This window comes from Mucilaginibacter rivuli (assembly GCF_019391655.1).
Classification (GTDB): Bacteria; Bacteroidota; Bacteroidia; order Sphingobacteriales; family Sphingobacteriaceae; genus Mucilaginibacter; species Mucilaginibacter rivuli.
In genome coordinates, this window is record NZ_JAHXPQ010000002.1 from 532,695 (window position 1) to 549,780 (window position 17,086).

Here is a 17,086-nt window from a genome sequence, read left to right on the forward strand (position 1 = left end):
TCCACTTGCTCACGCAAGTCTGTGACTTGTGGTTACCATAGCCGAAGTTTCTTAACTTCGGCTTGCCGCTAAAGGCACAGACTTGCGGGAGTACAAGTTAAATACCCGTGTCGCTTTCCTAATTGTACATTGAAACAACAGAACAGTACAGGACAGTATGTTATTTTTATCGCTTTAATTTGTAGTTGTTAAACCTGCATCATACCAATGTATAATTCCTTTATTAAAAAAGCTATTAGCTTAATATTTCTGTCGGGCTGTGTAATGGCCTCAAATGCCCAAATCGAAGAGCATACCGTTGTTTTAGGTAAAGATGTGACCTACATAGAAGGTCAGCATTTTAAGCAAGGGAGCAATAAAGACCCAAAGGGTGTTGAGCTTGATCTGAACAACTACTATCTCCGTTTGGGCGGAAAACCCGTTTTGCCGGTAATGGGCGAGATCCATTATTCGCGTTACCCAAAGGCCGAATGGGAGGAGGCGCTGCTGCAGATGAAGGCTGCTGGTATAAACGTTATCGCTTTTTATGATTTTTGGATTCACCATGAGCAGGAAGAAGGAAAATTCAGGTTTGATGACAATTTAGATGTGCGTTACTTTATTGAACTGTGCGCCAAGCATGGTTTAAAATGCATTGGCCGCATTGGCCCATGGGCGCACGGCGAGGCACGCAATGGTGGCATGCCCGATTGGTTTGTGAAGAAAAAGATGAAGGGCGGGTTTGACCGTGTTACCAAAAATGGCAGCGTTGAGCCCGAAGTTGGCAACTGGTACAAAGCTATTGCAAAGCAATTTGCAGGCTTATATTACAAAGATGGCGGCCCGTTGATAGGTATACAGGTTGATAACGAAATGCGCAGTAACGGCCCTAACAGCGATGGCTATAAGTACATGGCTGCCTTAAAGCAAATGGCTGTTGCCGATGGTATTGATGTACCTTTATATGTAGTTACCGGCTGGCCCGGTCCGCAGGTGCCCGAAGATGATGTGTTGCCATTATGGGGCGGTTACCCTGATGCTCCATGGACACAGAATACCAAAGACCTTCCGCCGGATAATGTGTATACCTTTAAAGCCGACAGGAGGGATAAGAATATCGGTAACGATGTGCTTACCTATCAACCCGGCGAGGTTAAAATGCCGGTATACCGCCACCCGTATTTAACGGTAGAGTTGGGTGGGGGCATGCAGGTAACTTATCACCGCAGGCCAACTTTGCTGGGCGGCGATCTGCTGGCTTTGGATTATACCCGTTTGGGCGTGGGCGCCAATATGCTGGGTTATTATGTTTTCCACGGTACGCAGCACCCATTGAGTTGGGATGGAACTTACTCAACACAAGAATCAAAATCGACCATATACCCGTACCCTAATGATTACCCGCTAATATCGTATGATTTTGAGTCGCCGCTGACGGAGTGGGGCTTTATCCGCGATTATTATCACGATTTTAAATTGCTGCACCAGTTCATCAACAGCTACGGCAGCAATCTGGCACCGATGAGCGCACAGATACCGGCAGATAATCCCGAAAAGGCAGATAACCTGACCGATCTGCGGTATTCGGTACGGAGCAGGGGCGGAGCGGGATATTTGTTTATTAATGATTATGTGAGGCATTATGATATGGCTAATCATCCTAATACAGCCATTAACATCAAAACAGAAACCGAGACGATCCGCATCCCCGAAAAGGGAGGCATAAACATCAGCAATAAAGTGTATGGGGTGATGCCTTTTAATTATAATATGGATGGTGTACTGCTAAAATACGCCACCGCGCAGCCCACCACTATTTTAAATAATAAAGATAAGGTGTATTGCTACTATGCCATGGATGGTATTAAACCTGAGTTTAAGTTTGAGAAAAAGAACATTAAAACCCTTAAAACAACCGCGACTGTTATACAGGTCGGGAAGTATACTTTTGTAAGTAACCTTAAACCGGGCAAAAATTGTACACTTGATATCGCGACGAATGACGGGCATTCATTCAAAATATTGTTGCTGAGCAGGGATGAGGCCAGGTATAGTTACGTGTTTGATATTAAAGGTACTCAAACCTTAGTGCTAACACCAAAAATGGCTTTTTATGATGATAAGCGCGATGTGATCACCATGAGGTCAATTGATTCGGCTGCATTTAGTTTTGACAGTTACCCGGCATGCGGTACCAAGAGTGTTGCCGTTAGGCCTGCCGGTAAAGCGGGTATATTTACCCATTACAGGGTTGCGCTTCCCGAGTGGGATGCTGTTGAGGTGCCGTTTAAACAGGTATCAGACGAGGCTAAGTTTAAGGCTTATTGCGATTCGTTAAAGGGTATTACGCCGGTTGGGCCAACATACGCTATCCATTATAATGCCACACTGCCATATAAAGCGTACAGCCTAACCCTGCCCGCTAAAATGCCCGAGTTTGTACACGATGTATTATTGCAGTTTGATTACCGTGGTAATACCGCGGGCCTTTATGCTGGCGGTACCATTATTGCCGACGATTATTATGCCGGTACTACCATGCCTTACAGCCTTAAACGCCACGAAGACCTGTTAGGTAAGCAGCCTTTTGTATTGCAGATAACGCCATTGATGGAAAACCGTAAAATCCATTTTGAACCGGGTACAGACCTGGATTTCGCAAAGACGACCCATGCTGAATTGAGAAAGATAAAGGTACAGCCGGTTTACCAGGTGTCGTTTTGATAATGCCGTGTAAATGCCGTATAAAAACCCGGGCCTTTTTTTAACCCGAATGTTTTTTAACACATAATTTAGCCGTTATTTAAAAATCTTTTAACAATGGATCAACCCGAAATTGGAACTAAGATTGCCGAGTTGCGTGATGCTAAAGGTATTACTCAAAAAGAACTGGCCGGCTTGTGCAAAATTGACATCAGAACTATACAACGTATAGAAGCAGGCGATGTACTGCCCCGCAAGTATACTATGAAACTACTATCTAAAGCTTTGGATTATAGCTTTACTGTAACCGGGGCTGTACAAATCGAAACAAACACGATATCGCTAAAGTCCTTAAAAATGACATTTATAGCTGGTCTCGTTTATTCGGTAAATGCCATATTAGTTGTAATTGATCTTACATCGCATCATTTTAAACAGCCACTTCGGTTAACCACTTACACGGTACATATTTTAAGCGGAGTATTGTTTTTTTATGGATTTTACAAGTTGGGGCATTATCTTAAAAACCAGGTACTGGCTGTATCGTCTGTTATTTCTATTGTTTTATTGCCGTTGATCAATATTATTTACCTGTCGTACAGTCCATTGGTTGATGCATTGATGTACTTTGTTTTTTTAATGCTTTGCATCAACATGAGTATTTTTGGCGCGGGGATATTGATAGAAGGCTCGCGGAGGAGTGATAGCTTGAAGGATTTATTTTTTATTACAGGCGTAGCAATTATTGCGGAGGCATGTATGAACCTAAGTCCAAACTTTAATTTGCAAACCGTAGGGCTTTATATATCAATAGCGAGCAATATTGTGCTGTGTGCTATTTTGTATCTTGAATATCAGCGTATGTCCTCAAAAAGGTTAAGTACTGATAGTGCAACAGTTTTTGGATGATGAAGAAATAAGGCGGTTAAAATAAATGTACTATTTCCCCGCCTCATCATGCATCGCTGCAGGTGTTTAGCCATTAAAATTCAATCATTACGCTAATGCCCAAACGGCGGCAATCCCATTAATTGCCAATACACCGGCAGGTCGGGGCGCTTTTGTTTGGGTAGGTGGAAGTTTTTACCGTAGTAGGTAGCCAGGTGCAGCTCAGGGCGTCCATTGCGTGTAACGATAATATCGTCAACACGTTTAAAGCTATCAAAAAATGGTTCTGCATCCTGGTGTACGCTTGTGGTATCGTTTTGGCTAATGATAACGGCATCTTTACCTTTCAGGTCGTTAGGGTTTACCAGGAAGGCCAGGTTACGAGGGTCGGCGCTAAAGCATACAATAGGCTTTTTGCCTTCCAGCGACCAATCAACCTTGCCGGTTAGCCACCAATGCGGACAGCCGGTAAATACATTGGGATTGTTTAGCCAGCCTTCTTTTTCAAACCGGGCTTTGATATCAAGATAGTCGGTACCTTCAAGGGTAGGGTCGTCAATGCCCAAATGGGTATGTGTTACAATGTATTTTGGGCCATACCATTGCCAAAAGCCGGTAATCATGTGCGCGCTTAAAAAGGTAATTGTGATTAGCGTGAACGAGGCCGAAAAGCGTAACCAGCGGCGGGTGCGCGGGGCGCGGTCAGGATTACTCAGGTTCTGATCTATAGCGTATCCTAATGGCATAAAGAGCATCATATAACCAGGGGCCTGCCAATGAAAGTGGTATTGCAGATCTGCCCAAAGGGTAATGATGGTAAAGAATACGATGGGCAGAACAGCCGTCCAGAACAGGAAACTATAGGGCTGCGAAGTGCCCTTTAGTTTAAAGGTTTTGATGAGCTGGCCTATAACCGGAACCCATATCCAGGGTAATAACCAGCAGGCCTGACCTAAAAAGCTCCGCAGGAACCAGTCGATATGGATTTGAAAATGCTGACCTTCGGTACCCACACGCGAGCCCTGGAAAGCGAAGGATACCCAGTTGTTATGGGCATTCCACCAGATTACCGGGAAAGCCATAATGATTGTAATAAGAATGGCTAAATAAGGACCCGGGTGTGTGATCCATTTGCGCTGGCTTTTATTGGTCAGCAAAAACAAAAAGATACCTACAAAAAGGAATAGTACATGGTATTTACTTAGAGTGGCAAAGCCCATCATAACGCCAACCATAAGCCACAGGCTATATATTTGAGCAGTTCTTTTAGGTTGTTCTGCAGGGGCTGGCAGCATGATATTAACGAGGAAGTAAGTGGCAGCCAGCCAAAAGAACATCAGTGGTGCATCGGGTTGAAACCATGTTGCAACCGGAATGGTAAATACGGCGCTAAGGTTCATCATCAGCACGGCCCAAAAGCCCGAACGCGCGTTAAACAACCTGCGGGTAATGGCAAATATGAGCCAGCTGGTACCTGCAAAAAGTAAAACCGCAGGGAAACGCAGGCCCAGGTTTGTTAGCCCAACTACTTTTGTACTTAACCAGCTTAACCAAAAAAACAAAGGGGGCTGGTCGAGGTAGCTCCAGCTCAGGTTAAGCACACCACGGAAATAGTACGATTCGCCAATGCCAAGGCCTGTATTGGCTGCAATAAACAAACGGGCTAGAAAAGTAAGCCCAATAAGTAATAAGGTGTATTTTACCGCGTTTTGGTCGGTTATTTTATTAGTAGATTTATTGTGATTGGGAGTAGAGTTGGACATTTGGTAATGCAGTTGTTGTTTTAGCAAACAAATTGACTAATTTGGTTTAAAAGTAAATTCATGCAAATGCAATTTTTATATAATTGCCGTTATTGAAAAATAAAGCATCAAAATTATAATATTGATAATAACTGTACAATAACAAATACTTATCAATTGAGGTAGTGTTAACAGGGGTTTACTTTATGCCATAGAACATTGTGTTTGGATGTTAAAAAAACTTCGCTTTCCCAACAAAATTCGGAATAATGAAAAAAATAGAAATAAGGTATTGACAAGTTGAAATTTAACTGTACTTTTACGGCATAAACAGAAAAATGAAATTTACAAACGCATACTGGTTCGGTTATTACTTTTACTTTACAAGTACAAGCCGGGACTAATATGTCATAACATGATATAGCAAAAGCAAAAAGTCCCGGCCCAACAGCCGGGACTTTTTGCTTTAATACGAATATGGGAAAGCAAAAACCAAGAGTAGCCATCCAGGGAATAAAAGCATCGTTTCACGAAGAAGCGGCGTTTAAGTTTTTTGGTGATGATATCGAAACGGTAGAATGTAAGAGTTTCAAACAAACGTTTGATAAGTTACAGGCTAAAGAGGCCGACTATGTGATCATGGCTATTGAGAACAGCATCGCGGGAAGCATATTGCCTAACTACAACCTGCTGATGAATTACAACTTCCCGGTAGTGGGCGAGGTGTATTTGCCTATCCAACTGCATTTGCTGGCTTACCCCGGCGTTAAGTTTGAGGATGTTAAGGTGGTAATATCACACCCGATAGCATTGCGCCAGTGCCTGGATTTTTTTGAAGATTACCCGCATATACAACTAATAGAGGGTACAGATACAGCGGCCTGCGCCAAACGTGTACGTGATGAGCAGTTGAAAGATACTGTTGCAGTAGCCAATACGCTTGCCGCGAAACTGTACGGGTTAGATGTACTGGAGCGCCGCATCGAATCGAACAAAAAGAATTATACCCGCTTTTTGATACTAACCGATCATGAGCGTGCCGAAAAGATAAAGGCTAACAAAGCATCATTATGTTTCCAGGTGAGTAACCAGGTAGGTGCATTGGCTAAGGTTTTGAATATTTTTGCCGAAGCCGAACTGAACATGAGCAAGATACAATCGATGCCTGTGCTTGGTAAACGTAACGAATACAATTTTTATGTAGATGTGGAGTGGGACAAGCGCGAGCAATACGATAAAGCCATTACGCAGGTATTAAAATATACCCAGAACTTTAACATACTGGGCGAGTACCAGAAGAATGATACGGTGTAGAGAGAAGTCCATAGTCGATGGTCAATAGTCCATAGACAAAAAAAGAGTAAATAAAAAAATCAATCATAAAATCAACCATTGACTATCGACCATGGTCCATGGACAAAAACAACAACGATGAAACTAAATTTTAACATTCAGCCCTTCAACACATGGGCAACGGTAACTAAAGAACCATTTTTAATTGCCGGCCCATGCAGTGCAGAAACTGAAGAGCAGTTGGTTGCTACAGCGCATTTATTAAAAGCTACCGGCCGCGTATCGGTTTTACGTGCAGGTATCTGGAAACCACGTACCCGTCCGGGAGAGTTTGAAGGTATTGGCTCGATAGGTTTGGAGTGGTTAAAACGCGCCAAAGCCGAAACCGGTTTGCCAACCGCTGTTGAAGTAGCTACCGCCAAGCACGTTGAAGAAGCTTTGGCTGCAGGTGTTGATATTTTATGGATAGGAGCACGCTCAACCGCTAACCCTTTTACTGTACAGGAAATTGCCGATGCTTTAAAAGGACACGATGTACCTGTAATTGTTAAAAACCCGGTTAATCCAGACCTGAGTTTATGGATTGGCGCTTTAGAGCGCATCAACAATGCGGGCATCACTAAGCTGGCGGCTATTCACCGTGGCTTTTCATCACACGAAAAATCAGCTTTCCGTAACGAACCGATGTGGGACCTGGCTATCAACCTGAAAACGCATGCGCCGGAATTGCCTATCATTTGCGACCCAAGCCACATCTGCGGTAACCGCGAACTGATCCCTTACATTGCTCAAAAAGCATTAGACTTAGATATGCAAGGTTTGATCATCGAATCACATATTGACCCATCTGTAGCATGGACAGACGCTAAACAACAGTTAACTCCTGCCGCTTTAGATGCGATAATGGATAAATTGGAAGTACGTAAACCAGGTGCAGGTACCGAAGAAGTTAAAGACGCTTTAGCAGTTTTGCGCGATAATATCGACAAGATTGACGACCTGCTGATCCAAAAAGTTGGCGAGCGTATGAAGATAGTTGAGAAGATAGGTAACTACAAAAAAGATAACGGTATCACCATTTTACAGGTTAACCGTTGGGAAGAGATATTGAACAAACGCATCCCTTATGCATCTGCATTTAACCTGAGCAAGGAGTTTACCGAGAAGTTTTTGGAATTGTTGCACAGCGAGTCTATCCGCAAACAAACCGAGATCATGAACAAAGACGGTGTGAGCGGATCGCAACAAGAACATTTAACACACGCCTAATTAGCTTTGATGGAACCAAACATCATCATATCTAAACCGGGCAAAACCGTAAAAGGCACTGTTCAACTTACCGGCTCAAAAAGCGAGTGCAACCGTGCACTCATTATTGAAGCCTTAAGTAAAGGCGTTGTCAAGGTATCTAATGTATCTGATGCAGCTGATGCGGTGACATTAAAGAGAGTTCTAAGTCGGGAGTCTGAAGTCTTGAGTCAGAAGTCAGAAAATGACTCAGAACTTGCGACTCAAGACTTAAGACTCGTAGACATTGGTCCTGCCGGAACTGCTATGCGTTTTTTAACGGCTTACCTGCCTTTGCAGGATGAAGAGGTTATACTTACGGGAACAAAACGTATGCAACAGCGCCCTATCGGGATATTGGTTGATGCTATGCGTAAGCTTGGCGCGAAGATAGATTACGAGGTGAATGACGGCTACCCGCCGATACGGATTCACGCGGGTTTTGAGCAGACTACGGACGAGATCAGTGTAAAGGGTGATATCAGCAGTCAGTATATCACGGCTTTGCTGTTGATTGCCTCAAGTCTGCCGAAAGGCCTAAAGCTAAATATTGAAGGCGAACTCACATCAAAACCTTATGTGGAGATGACGCTGGCCATGTTGCAGCAATGCGGCATACAATATAACTGGGAAGGTAACAGCATTCATATTGCTAACCAGCCCTTTAAACCGACCGAAATTTATGTTGAGCCGGATTGGAGTGCTGCATCATATTGGTACGCTATTGCCGCTTTAAGCGATGAAGCCGAGTTGTTTTTACCGGGATTAAAACCATACAGCCTGCAGGGCGACAGCGTAATCACCGAGATCATGGCTAACTTTGGTATCACATCGCAGTTTAAGGATGGCGGCGTGTACCTGCAAAAGGAAGTTAAGCCTATCGCGCGTAAGGTGTTCGATATGAAGGAATGCCCTGACCTGGCACAAACCGTAGTGGTAGTGTGCGCGGCATTGGGCCATGATGCTACCTTTACAGGATTGGAAACCTTAAAGATCAAGGAAACAGACCGTATAGCCGCCTTACAAAATGAGCTGGCTAAAATAGGGGTAACGCTTACCGAAAAAGGCCAGGTGTACAAACTGGATTGCAGCGGCAAACACATACCCGAAAAGGTAACGATACACACTTACGAAGATCACCGCATGGCAATGGCTTTCGCACCCCTGGCATTGGTTATCCCACAGGTGGAAATTGAAGACCCGATGGTGGTCGAAAAATCATACCCTGCATTCTGGAGCGATCTGGAAAGTATGGGATACGAGATTAAAGTCAAAAGTTAAAAGTCAAAAATATCTATCGCGTCATTGCGAGCGATAGCGAAGCAACCTCTAAACATGCATGTCGATGATGCTTGTCGGAGACCTTTCGCGCAGAGGTTGCTTCGTACCTCGCAATGACGTTATAAAATAAAGAGTCAGTCTAACTACTAAATACTCCGTACTAAAATACTAAACCATGGCAGGCAATTCATTCGGGCAATTATTCAGGATAACTACATTTGGCGAATCGCATGGCGAGGCAATTGGTGTGATCATTGACGGCTGCCCGTCGCAGTTAGTGGTGGATATGGATTACATACAGGGCGAGTTGGATAAACGCAAGCCCGGTCAGAGTAAAATTACAACACAACGTAAAGAGAGCGATACAGTGCGTATCTTATCGGGAGTGTTTGAGGGTAAAACTACCGGCACGCCCATTATGATGCTGATACCGAATGAGGATCAGCGCTCAAAGGATTACAGCCATAATACCGATGTATTCCGCCCGTCGCATGCTGATTATACCTATCAAACTAAATACGGTATCCGCGATCATCGTGGTGGCGGCCGTTCATCAGCCCGGGAGACCGCGGCACGTGTGGCAGCAGGTGCCATTGCAAAACTGTTATTGAAAACACAAGGCATCGAGATACTGGCGCATGTAAGCAGCGTAGGTAAGATTGATGCCCCGAATATCGAGATCAAAACTGCCGAAGAGTTTTTGGCTGTTCGCGAAAGCAATATTGTAAGATGTGCAGATCCGGCTACAGCCGAAGAAATGATCGAATTTATCGATTCGGTACGTAAGGATGGTGATACGGTAGGCGGTAAGGTAAGCTGCCATATCAAAAATTGTCCGGTAGGGTTAGGGGAACCTGTTTTTGATAAGCTGCACGCCGAATTGGGCAAAGCCATGCTGAGTATCAATGCTGTTCACGGCTTTGAGTTTGGATCGGGCTTTTCGGGTAGCGAAATGCGCGGCTCGGAGCATAACGACATCTTTGTAAAGAATCATTTGGGCAGCGTTAAGACTATTACCAATTTTTCGGGCGGTATACAGGGCGGTATCAGCAATGGTATGCCTATCGACTTTAAGGTTGCCTTTAAACCCGTAGCCACCATAATGCACATCCAACGTACAGTTGACGCACAAGGCAACGAAGCCGAAATAAGCGGCAAAGGCCGCCACGATCCATGCGTAGTACCTCGCGCTGTGCCGATTGTTGAGGCCATGGCCGCATTGGTAATAGCGGATCATTGGTTGAGAAACAGGAATACGATTTTGCCGCAATAATACAACGACGAGATGGTTAATTAACAACTCGATAAAATGAATTTCTACACACGCAAATGGGTAAAACCCGAAGATTTGAACGCCCACGGTACGCTGTTTGGCGGTAGCTTGCTGAGTTGGATAGATGAGGAGGCTGCTATCTATTCCATTATCCAATTGGGTACCAACGATTGTGTGACGAAGTATATGTCGGAGATCAACTTTGTGAGTTCGGCCAAGCAGGGTGATATTATTGAGTTGGGAATTAAAGCTACCCATTTTGGACGTACATCTATTACTTTGACCTGCGAGGTACGGAATAAGATCAATCAGAAAACTATTCTGACCATTGATAAGATCGTTTTTGTAAGTCTGGATGATAACGGAGTACCTATACCGCATGGGAAAACGGAGATCACTTATACGGATGAACGTTTGCGGGAATAAGCCCCCTAACCCCCTGAAGGGGGAATAAAGTGTTTTTAGTTAACCTGATTATCATCCCGATAGATATAACCAAACTTTAATGCTACCGGTATCCAGAGCATCAAATCGGCCATAACGGTGCTGTTAGCCATTCCACAAACATCAGCCGTACTATTTATGGCGCTCATGTAGTCATTTGTATCTTGCAGCGCTTTTAAAAACTGCCATTGCCATGTTTCCATATCGTGCATATGAATGATATAATCTTTCCTGCTTATGGCGGTAAAGGATTCGCCCGTTAGGGGTGTTGTTGCCTCTTCGCCACGCTGAACAGATCTGACAAATCCCGCCAAGGGAAACTGAAGTTTTAACAGCATTAAGCAAGGGGATGATCTGATAGTAGACGTGTTAAATAAATAAAGCACGGTGTCGTCTGTTTCAGTTTCCTGCGATGTGCCTTCTAATCCTTTGCATCTTGAAACCTCGGCTATGGCACGCTCAAGCAAGGTCACTTCAACAGGTAGGTCGAACATATTGCTATCCGCGTTTTTGGGTTGCGAAGCCTTTAAGAAAGCCGCGAAGTTTGCACCGAGATTATACAGATCTGGTGATGATGGGGGGGAATGCACCAGGTAAGCTTTTACAAAGGTTTCAAACAACTCTTTACCTAACAGGTGCTGCAAGGCTGGATATTCGGCACTCATACATTCCATCAGCCGTAATACATAGCCACGTGCATATATGCCTATTTTTTCCCCGGATGAAAAGTTTGGAGCGGGTTTGATCACCTCGGTATGCCTGAGGCCGTAGTGCTGGTCGGCCATTATTATCTTGTCGTTAATACTGCCCGGCTTAACAATAATGGATGTGAGCCACTTTTGTATGTTGGCTAACTCACTCATGCGTGGTTTGCATTTGATGGTCCACCGGGTTTGAAACCTGGTCGGCCAAACGTGTGCGGTAAACCGGGACATCGGGGAAGTTACCCAATAAAACCTCGCGGGCCTTATTCACTTCGGCAACCAGGTCGGGATATTCGGGAATATTGGCGTCCCATTCTAATAATGTGGATACTCCACCTGTCAACTCCTGCGCTAAGCGGTATAAGTGCCAAACGGGTGTGGGTACAGGCTGGTCGTGGGTATCCAGGTAATATTGGTCGCAATCGGTTGGACCGGCAATGTGTATTTGTACAACCGCTTTATGCGGGATATTGCGGATATAAAACTCAGGGTCGAAGTTATGGTTATGGCCCGATACAAAAACGTTGTTCACATCAAGCAATAGTCCGCAGCCGGTTTTAGCCACCAACTCCGTCATAAACTCCCATTCGTGCAGGCTGGATGCCTCAAATTCCATATAAGTGGATGGGTTTTCGAGGATCAGGGGGCGCTGTAAGATGTCCTGAACGCGGTTAACCCGTTCGGCTACATGGTGCAGGCTTTCGAGGGTAAGGGGCAAGGGTAACAGGTCGTGGGTGTTTAAATGAGCTACGCCTGTCCAGCATAAATGGTCGGATATCCAAACGGGTTTTACCTCGTCGGCCAGTTCTTTTAACTGGCGCAGGTAATCCAGGTTCAGCGAGTCGGTGCTGCCTATTGACATGGATACGCCATGCATCACTATCGGGCGCAAGCCTGCCACATGCGCTAACACATGCCGGGCATAGCCAAAGTTGTTCATATAGTTCTCACTGATGATCTCGAACCAATCCACAACCGGATCATTCTGCATCAGGTGAACGAAGTGTTTGCTGCGTAAACCAACGCCCAGGCCCAAATTTGGCAGGCCCAGGCGTTTACTATCAGGTGTATTCATGTCGTTAATTTAAACCAGATCAGGTAGATGGCGGAAATGCCAGCCTGATATCGCTTACCGGTGGTTTAACAGGCACCGGGGCTTCTGCATCGCGGTTTTGCAATACTTTAGTGTAAGCTTCCCATGCAATATCGTAAACAAAATCGCCGTATTTAAATATTACCTGGCCGGGTATATTGGTCACATTATGTTTAGGGCCCGTAAAATCGTTCAGCTCCATAGCGCCAACTGTTGCGGGCTTGCCTTGCTGATCGGTAAACGGCGGGTATATCTGCGATGCCGAAATTGGCACAGCGCAACCACCAAAGCTGCCACACATATTATCGGCAGGTGCACTGTACGGAGGTTTCGGTAAGCCACAACCACCCTGAACAGTGGTGCCGCCCTGTACCGCCTTTACGCTTGAGCTGCACGTTTTTGACTGGCCAACCAGTTGCACAAAGCCGCAACCACCCTCAGCCTTACAGGAGTTTGAGCCGCGGCAGTTATGGTATACCTCGGCAGAGGCACAAACATTGTCAACAGGTGCATTTTCGTTCAAATTCATACCCTGGCAAGCATGGTACAATGTATTTGCCTTACGCGGTTGTACACCTACCGAAAGATCGGGGAGCTGACCGAAAACAGCCCAGCACATCATCAGCCTGTCGCCCGAGCCACCCATTGAAGGGTAGGGAAAACCTACCGCGCTGTTTGCCCAGTATTGATCGAGTACGGTAGTGATGCCGGCAATAGCGCCTGTAGCAATTTCGCAGAATTGCTTGTAGCTGGCATCGCGTTTGGCGGTGTCAACAGATCCATCGGACAACAATGGGTTGTTTAGCCTGTTTAGTGCGCCCGAAACATCCTCGGCTGATGGCAGGTTATACTTGTTTTTATCATAATCGGGGCCCATCAGATCCTGCGCTGTCCATTTGTTAGGGCCGGGTCTTACAGTTTTATGCCATGTTGGCCAGGTTACTATCTTACCCGATTTCAGGTCATCGCGAATCTCTTCAAAGCGTTCATAATGATCTTGCGCGCCGTTATCATAACGTGCAAAGGCATGCGATGATGGAGCAGGATTACCGGCATCGGTATAAGATGGGTAATCAGCTTTTAAAGCGGTATCAGATGCCTGGTTAACAGGGCTCACAGCTTGCAGGCCTGTAGATGCACGCAGGTTCTTTTTAATACCGGCACCTTCGCCCTGGTCGGTAATGGCGCATATCAATCTAAATACAAGCTCCTTTGCCTTTTCGGGAAGCCAGCCTGATACAGTTGTATCCAATTGCTGGAACTCTTTGTAAGGGTGGCCGGATGATACGGTATTAAATATGTCTTGCTGCAGCGATGCCGGTTGATACATCTTTTCCCATAAGGTAGTTTCAACACCTTCTGCATCTTTATAGGTAATATCAAGGTAGTCCCAAAGGCATTGGTACATTTGGCCAATGCTACCAAACATAGGTAGGGCATCGCCTTTTTTCCAGCCTTTAAATGGCGCTATCGGGAAGTATTTATATAGCTCGCTTTCTTTAACACGTGCTTTGGCCTCTTCTTCGGGTGCTTCTATCGCCAAAAACAGGTCGTTCTGGCTCAGGTTAAGTTCGTCTATCTTTACCTTCATATCAGCATAGTTTACCCCGTTGGATACCGGCTTGCAATCCTGGAAATCAATAATACCGGGTATTACGGTGCTGGTTGGGCTATAGCATGTCCATGCGTAATTGCCCGATTTGGGAGACAGCTCTGTAAATTTGGGGGTAATGCCCAATGCGGTGGCCACGTTTGATGCCAGTTGCAGGTGCAGCATCTCTTCAATAAATACACTGAATATGGTATTAAAAGCTTTTGCATTCTCGGGGATATTACCTCCGGGTTGTGGTATATCCGGCCTGAACATAGGCGCCATGCCCGGCCACAAACGGCCCTGGTACAGGTCGCTTTTTTTGCCGGTTATTGTGTGTACGCCTTGTATGGAGTACAGCGATGTCATATACAGCGGAATAGTAAATAGTTCGACATTTACAGCCGCCTGAACGATGGCTTCTACCGCCGCCTTGTCGGTTTCAAAAAGGGACGGGTCGCGGTCAAAAAGGTCTTTTTTGTCTGCCTGGGTTTTCATTGTTGTTGGTAAGGTTAAGGGTTGGTTTTGGTTGAACTAAACTAACTAAATATTATTGTAAAGCAAACTAAAATAATAATATTATCAATTTTAATATTGATATAACATGGTGTTAATAGCTGTGGTGTTTTGCTGTTAGCGATGAGTAAACAAATGCAGAAAATTTATCCGGATATAAATTATCCGTGTATATTTGAAAACATCAAAAACAAAACCAATTATGAAAAAGATGTTTTTATTGTTGTCGGTAATTTGTGTATTCGCTACAGCTACTTACGCGCAAAGTAAATCTGAAAAAGAAGTGGCAGACGCTGTAGAGTTTATGCGTAAAGCTATGATAAGCGGTAATAAAGCCGATCTGGAAAAAGTAGCCTGCGAAAAACTGAGCTACGGCCACTCCAGCGGTAAAATTCAAAATGCCGATGAGTTTGTTGAAACCATTGCAAGCAAACAATCTGTTTTTGTTACCATCGAACTCAGTAATCAAACCATTAAGATTGTTGATAATACAGCCATTGTGCGCCACATATTAACCGCCCAAACAAACGATGGCGGCAAGCCGGGCAATGTTAACCTGGGCATTATGCTGGTGTTTGTTAAAGAACATGGTAACTGGAAACTGGTAGGCAGGCAAGCATATAAATTACTTGTTCCAACTCCTGCGGCCCAATAAACTATGCATCCCCAAATGAGATCATTTAAACTGTTAGTAGTGTTCGTTTTGTTTTTTTCGGGATATGCTGATGCACAATCGGGTATGTATCAATTGAGTGCTGCTCAGCATGCTGCTGTTAAAAAACAAGCCGAAACAACAGCCAATGCTATCATAACAGGTAATTTTAAAGTACTTGCCAAATATACATACCCTGCAATCATACAAATGTCGGGCGGGGAAGCTAAAATGAACGCGACCATGAAAAAAGGTATGGAGCAGATGAAAGCGCAGGGGTTTTCTTTTAAATCATTAACTATTGGTAATATAACGCAGGCTAAAAAATCGGGGAGCGAGATATTCGCTATTGTTCCGGATGTTTTATCGATGAATGGCAATGGCGGAACTATCATTGCCCGATCGGCCCTGATAGCTATATCTGCCGATAATGGTAAAAACTGGGTTTTTGTTGATACCGCACCATTGCAAAAAGAAAACATCACCAAGATCATCCCCAACTACCCGGCCGGGCTGCCTATTCCCGAAAGGAGCCAGCCCTCATTTATACAAAACCACTAAAGTATAGTTCACCGCTTCAAAGCATCTGTTCACCGACAATTAGATTTGGTTTACCTACGCGGTATTGTAGCTGTAATTATGTTGCCGTTACTTTGGTGTATATATCAACCATGATATTAAAAAATGAAAGCTTTTGCTATACTTTTTGTAACACCCGAACCACCCGGCAGTCTCATTTGGGAAGAGACATCTTCTGCCAACTTCAATAAGTTTATAGTGCAACAATCCTAAAAATATCAACAATAAATTAAAATGAAAAGAATATTAATAAGTGTCGGTTTTGTAATTGCCCTTGCCGGTTGTGGTAATAACCGCCCTGAGCAAAACAATGTTACTATTGAGAACAATACCACTGCAGATTTTGATGTGAACCGTTTAGCCGATATGGTTAAAAAGAGCACCGACCCGCAGGTATTGGAAAAAGCCATAAACGACCCCAATAACCAGATAAATAACCTGGACCTGGATAAAGACGGTAATATTGATTACCTGAAAGTAACCGAACCCGGTAAAAACCAACTGAACGTGGTTGACGATATCAGCAAAGATAACTCGGTAACGGTAGCCAGTATTAAGGTTGACCCTACAAGCGATAATCAGCAGGCCGACCTGAACATACAGGGTAACCCAACTTATGTTGGTGATAACTATATGTACCACTCGCATTTTGGCCTTGGCGATTTTTTACTGTTAAGCTACCTGATGCGCCCGCACCCTTATTATATGCCGATGTACCATTACGGTTATTATCCATCATATTATTCGCGCAGCAGGGTGGTTACCAATTATCGCACAAGCACACCATCATCAAGTGTGAACAGGTCATACAGCCGGAGCAGTATAGGCAATTCATCACGCTCGCAACGTTCATTCGGCACCCGCGATAACTCGCAAAAAGTACGTAGCGGTGGCTTTGGGTCATCACGTGGTTCGTCAAGCTTTGGTAGCTCATCACGCAGGTCATCAAGCTTTGGCAGCAGTAGTTCATCATCTCGCCGTAGCTTTGGCGGAGGCCGTTCAAGCTTTGGCAGGAGGAGATAATAATCAAAAAAATAATAAATTTATTCAATAAATCATTC

At 44.6% G+C, this 17,086-nt stretch carries 14 protein-coding genes; 10 read left to right on the forward strand and 4 right to left on the reverse strand.

What is annotated here, in order from left to right:
- The first annotated feature begins 207 nt into the window (after positions 1-207).
- Positions 208-2,703 (forward strand): beta-galactosidase, encoded by a 2,496-nt coding sequence (locus tag KXQ82_RS06050; RefSeq protein ID WP_219487258.1) that lies wholly within the window; start codon positions 208-210, stop codon positions 2,701-2,703.
- A 96-nt stretch (positions 2,704-2,799) separates the two neighbouring features.
- Positions 2,800-3,591 (forward strand): helix-turn-helix domain-containing protein, encoded by a 792-nt coding sequence (locus KXQ82_RS06055; RefSeq protein WP_219487259.1) that lies wholly within the window; start codon positions 2,800-2,802, stop codon positions 3,589-3,591.
- A 92-nt stretch (positions 3,592-3,683) separates the two neighbouring features.
- Here KXQ82_RS06055 and KXQ82_RS06060 read toward each other — a convergent pair whose 3' ends face one another.
- On the reverse strand, positions 3,684-5,333 hold the full coding sequence (locus KXQ82_RS06060; protein ID WP_219487260.1) for an ArnT family glycosyltransferase: 1,650 nt from the start codon (positions 5,331-5,333) through the stop codon (positions 3,684-3,686).
- A gap of 456 nt (positions 5,334-5,789) precedes the next feature.
- Here KXQ82_RS06060 and KXQ82_RS06065 point away from each other — a divergent pair, with 456 nt between their 5' ends.
- The 5 genes from KXQ82_RS06065 (at position 5,790) to KXQ82_RS06085 (ending at position 10,872) form a co-directional block, all read left to right on the forward strand.
- Complete coding sequence (locus KXQ82_RS06065) at positions 5,790-6,626, forward strand: prephenate dehydratase (protein ID WP_219487261.1); 837 nt, start codon at positions 5,790-5,792, stop codon at positions 6,624-6,626.
- Positions 6,627-6,743: 117 nt separating this feature from the next.
- A complete protein-coding gene (locus KXQ82_RS06070; protein ID WP_219487262.1) occupies positions 6,744-7,874 on the forward strand; it encodes a chorismate mutase in 1,131 nt (376 codons plus the stop codon).
- 9 nt (positions 7,875-7,883) lie between these two features.
- Positions 7,884-9,173, forward strand: coding sequence for a 3-phosphoshikimate 1-carboxyvinyltransferase (gene aroA / locus KXQ82_RS06075; RefSeq protein WP_219487263.1), 1,290 nt, complete (start codon positions 7,884-7,886; stop codon positions 9,171-9,173).
- 175 nt (positions 9,174-9,348) lie between these two features.
- A complete protein-coding gene (gene aroC, locus KXQ82_RS06080; protein ID WP_219487264.1) occupies positions 9,349-10,446 on the forward strand; it encodes a chorismate synthase in 1,098 nt (365 codons plus the stop codon).
- A gap of 36 nt (positions 10,447-10,482) precedes the next feature.
- A complete protein-coding gene (locus KXQ82_RS06085; RefSeq protein ID WP_219487265.1) occupies positions 10,483-10,872 on the forward strand; it encodes an acyl-CoA thioesterase in 390 nt (129 codons plus the stop codon).
- 35 nt (positions 10,873-10,907) lie between these two features.
- Here the strand turns inward: KXQ82_RS06085 and KXQ82_RS06090 are convergent, their stop codons facing one another.
- Genes KXQ82_RS06090 through KXQ82_RS06100 form a run of 3 tightly spaced genes read right to left on the reverse strand, consistent with a single transcriptional unit; the run spans position 10,908 to position 14,776 of the window.
- Positions 10,908-11,753 (reverse strand): HvfC/BufC N-terminal domain-containing protein, encoded by an 846-nt coding sequence (locus tag KXQ82_RS06090; RefSeq protein WP_219487266.1) that lies wholly within the window; start codon positions 11,751-11,753, stop codon positions 10,908-10,910.
- Positions 11,746-12,669 (reverse strand): MNIO family bufferin maturase, encoded by a 924-nt coding sequence (gene bufB / locus KXQ82_RS06095; protein WP_219487267.1) that lies wholly within the window; start codon positions 12,667-12,669, stop codon positions 11,746-11,748. The genes KXQ82_RS06090 and bufB overlap by 8 nt, the downstream gene beginning before the upstream one ends.
- 19 nt (positions 12,670-12,688) lie before the next feature.
- Complete coding sequence (locus tag KXQ82_RS06100; protein ID WP_219487268.1) at positions 12,689-14,776, reverse strand: ferritin-like domain-containing protein; 2,088 nt, start codon at positions 14,774-14,776, stop codon at positions 12,689-12,691.
- Between the two features lie 220 nt (positions 14,777-14,996).
- Between KXQ82_RS06100 and KXQ82_RS06105 the strand changes: the two genes are divergently transcribed.
- The 3 genes from KXQ82_RS06105 to KXQ82_RS06115 all read left to right on the forward strand — a co-directional run bounded on the left by KXQ82_RS06105 (position 14,997) and on the right by KXQ82_RS06115 (position 17,048).
- Positions 14,997-15,449: a nuclear transport factor 2 family protein gene (locus tag KXQ82_RS06105; RefSeq protein WP_219487269.1), complete on the forward strand. Its 453-nt coding sequence runs from the start codon at positions 14,997-14,999 to the stop codon at positions 15,447-15,449.
- 15 nt (positions 15,450-15,464) lie between these two features.
- Positions 15,465-16,007 (forward strand): hypothetical protein, encoded by a 543-nt coding sequence (locus KXQ82_RS06110; protein ID WP_219487270.1) that lies wholly within the window; start codon positions 15,465-15,467, stop codon positions 16,005-16,007.
- Positions 16,008-16,259: 252 nt separating this feature from the next.
- Positions 16,260-17,048, forward strand: a complete 789-nt coding sequence (locus KXQ82_RS06115; protein WP_219487271.1) for a hypothetical protein — start codon at positions 16,260-16,262, stop codon at positions 17,046-17,048.
- Positions 17,049-17,086: the final 38 nt, after the last annotated feature.

Excerpts from the sequence above, each read along its gene's own strand:
- KXQ82_RS06090 (WP_219487266.1), bottom strand. The coding sequence starts at position 11,753 with ATGAGTGAGTTAGCCAACATACAAAAGTGGCTCACATCCATTATTGTT.
- KXQ82_RS06115 (WP_219487271.1), top strand. The coding sequence starts at position 16,260 with ATGAAAAGAATATTAATAAGTGTCGGTTTTGTAATTGCCCTTGCCGGT.
- bufB (WP_219487267.1), bottom strand. The coding sequence starts at position 12,669 with ATGAATACACCTGATAGTAAACGCCTGGGCCTGCCAAATTTGGGCCTG.
- KXQ82_RS06100 (WP_219487268.1), bottom strand. The coding sequence starts at position 14,776 with ATGAAAACCCAGGCAGACAAAAAAGACCTTTTTGACCGCGACCCGTCC.
- KXQ82_RS06065 (WP_219487261.1), top strand. The coding sequence starts at position 5,790 with ATGGGAAAGCAAAAACCAAGAGTAGCCATCCAGGGAATAAAAGCATCG.
- KXQ82_RS06070 (WP_219487262.1), top strand. The coding sequence starts at position 6,744 with ATGAAACTAAATTTTAACATTCAGCCCTTCAACACATGGGCAACGGTA.
- aroC (WP_219487264.1), top strand. The coding sequence starts at position 9,349 with ATGGCAGGCAATTCATTCGGGCAATTATTCAGGATAACTACATTTGGC.
- KXQ82_RS06050 (WP_219487258.1), top strand. The coding sequence starts at position 208 with ATGTATAATTCCTTTATTAAAAAAGCTATTAGCTTAATATTTCTGTCG.
- KXQ82_RS06110 (WP_219487270.1), top strand. The coding sequence starts at position 15,465 with ATGAGATCATTTAAACTGTTAGTAGTGTTCGTTTTGTTTTTTTCGGGA.
- aroA (WP_219487263.1), top strand. The coding sequence starts at position 7,884 with ATGGAACCAAACATCATCATATCTAAACCGGGCAAAACCGTAAAAGGC.
- KXQ82_RS06105 (WP_219487269.1), top strand. The coding sequence starts at position 14,997 with ATGAAAAAGATGTTTTTATTGTTGTCGGTAATTTGTGTATTCGCTACA.
- KXQ82_RS06055 (WP_219487259.1), top strand. The coding sequence starts at position 2,800 with ATGGATCAACCCGAAATTGGAACTAAGATTGCCGAGTTGCGTGATGCT.
- KXQ82_RS06060 (WP_219487260.1), bottom strand. The coding sequence starts at position 5,333 with ATGTCCAACTCTACTCCCAATCACAATAAATCTACTAATAAAATAACC.
- KXQ82_RS06085 (WP_219487265.1), top strand. The coding sequence starts at position 10,483 with ATGAATTTCTACACACGCAAATGGGTAAAACCCGAAGATTTGAACGCC.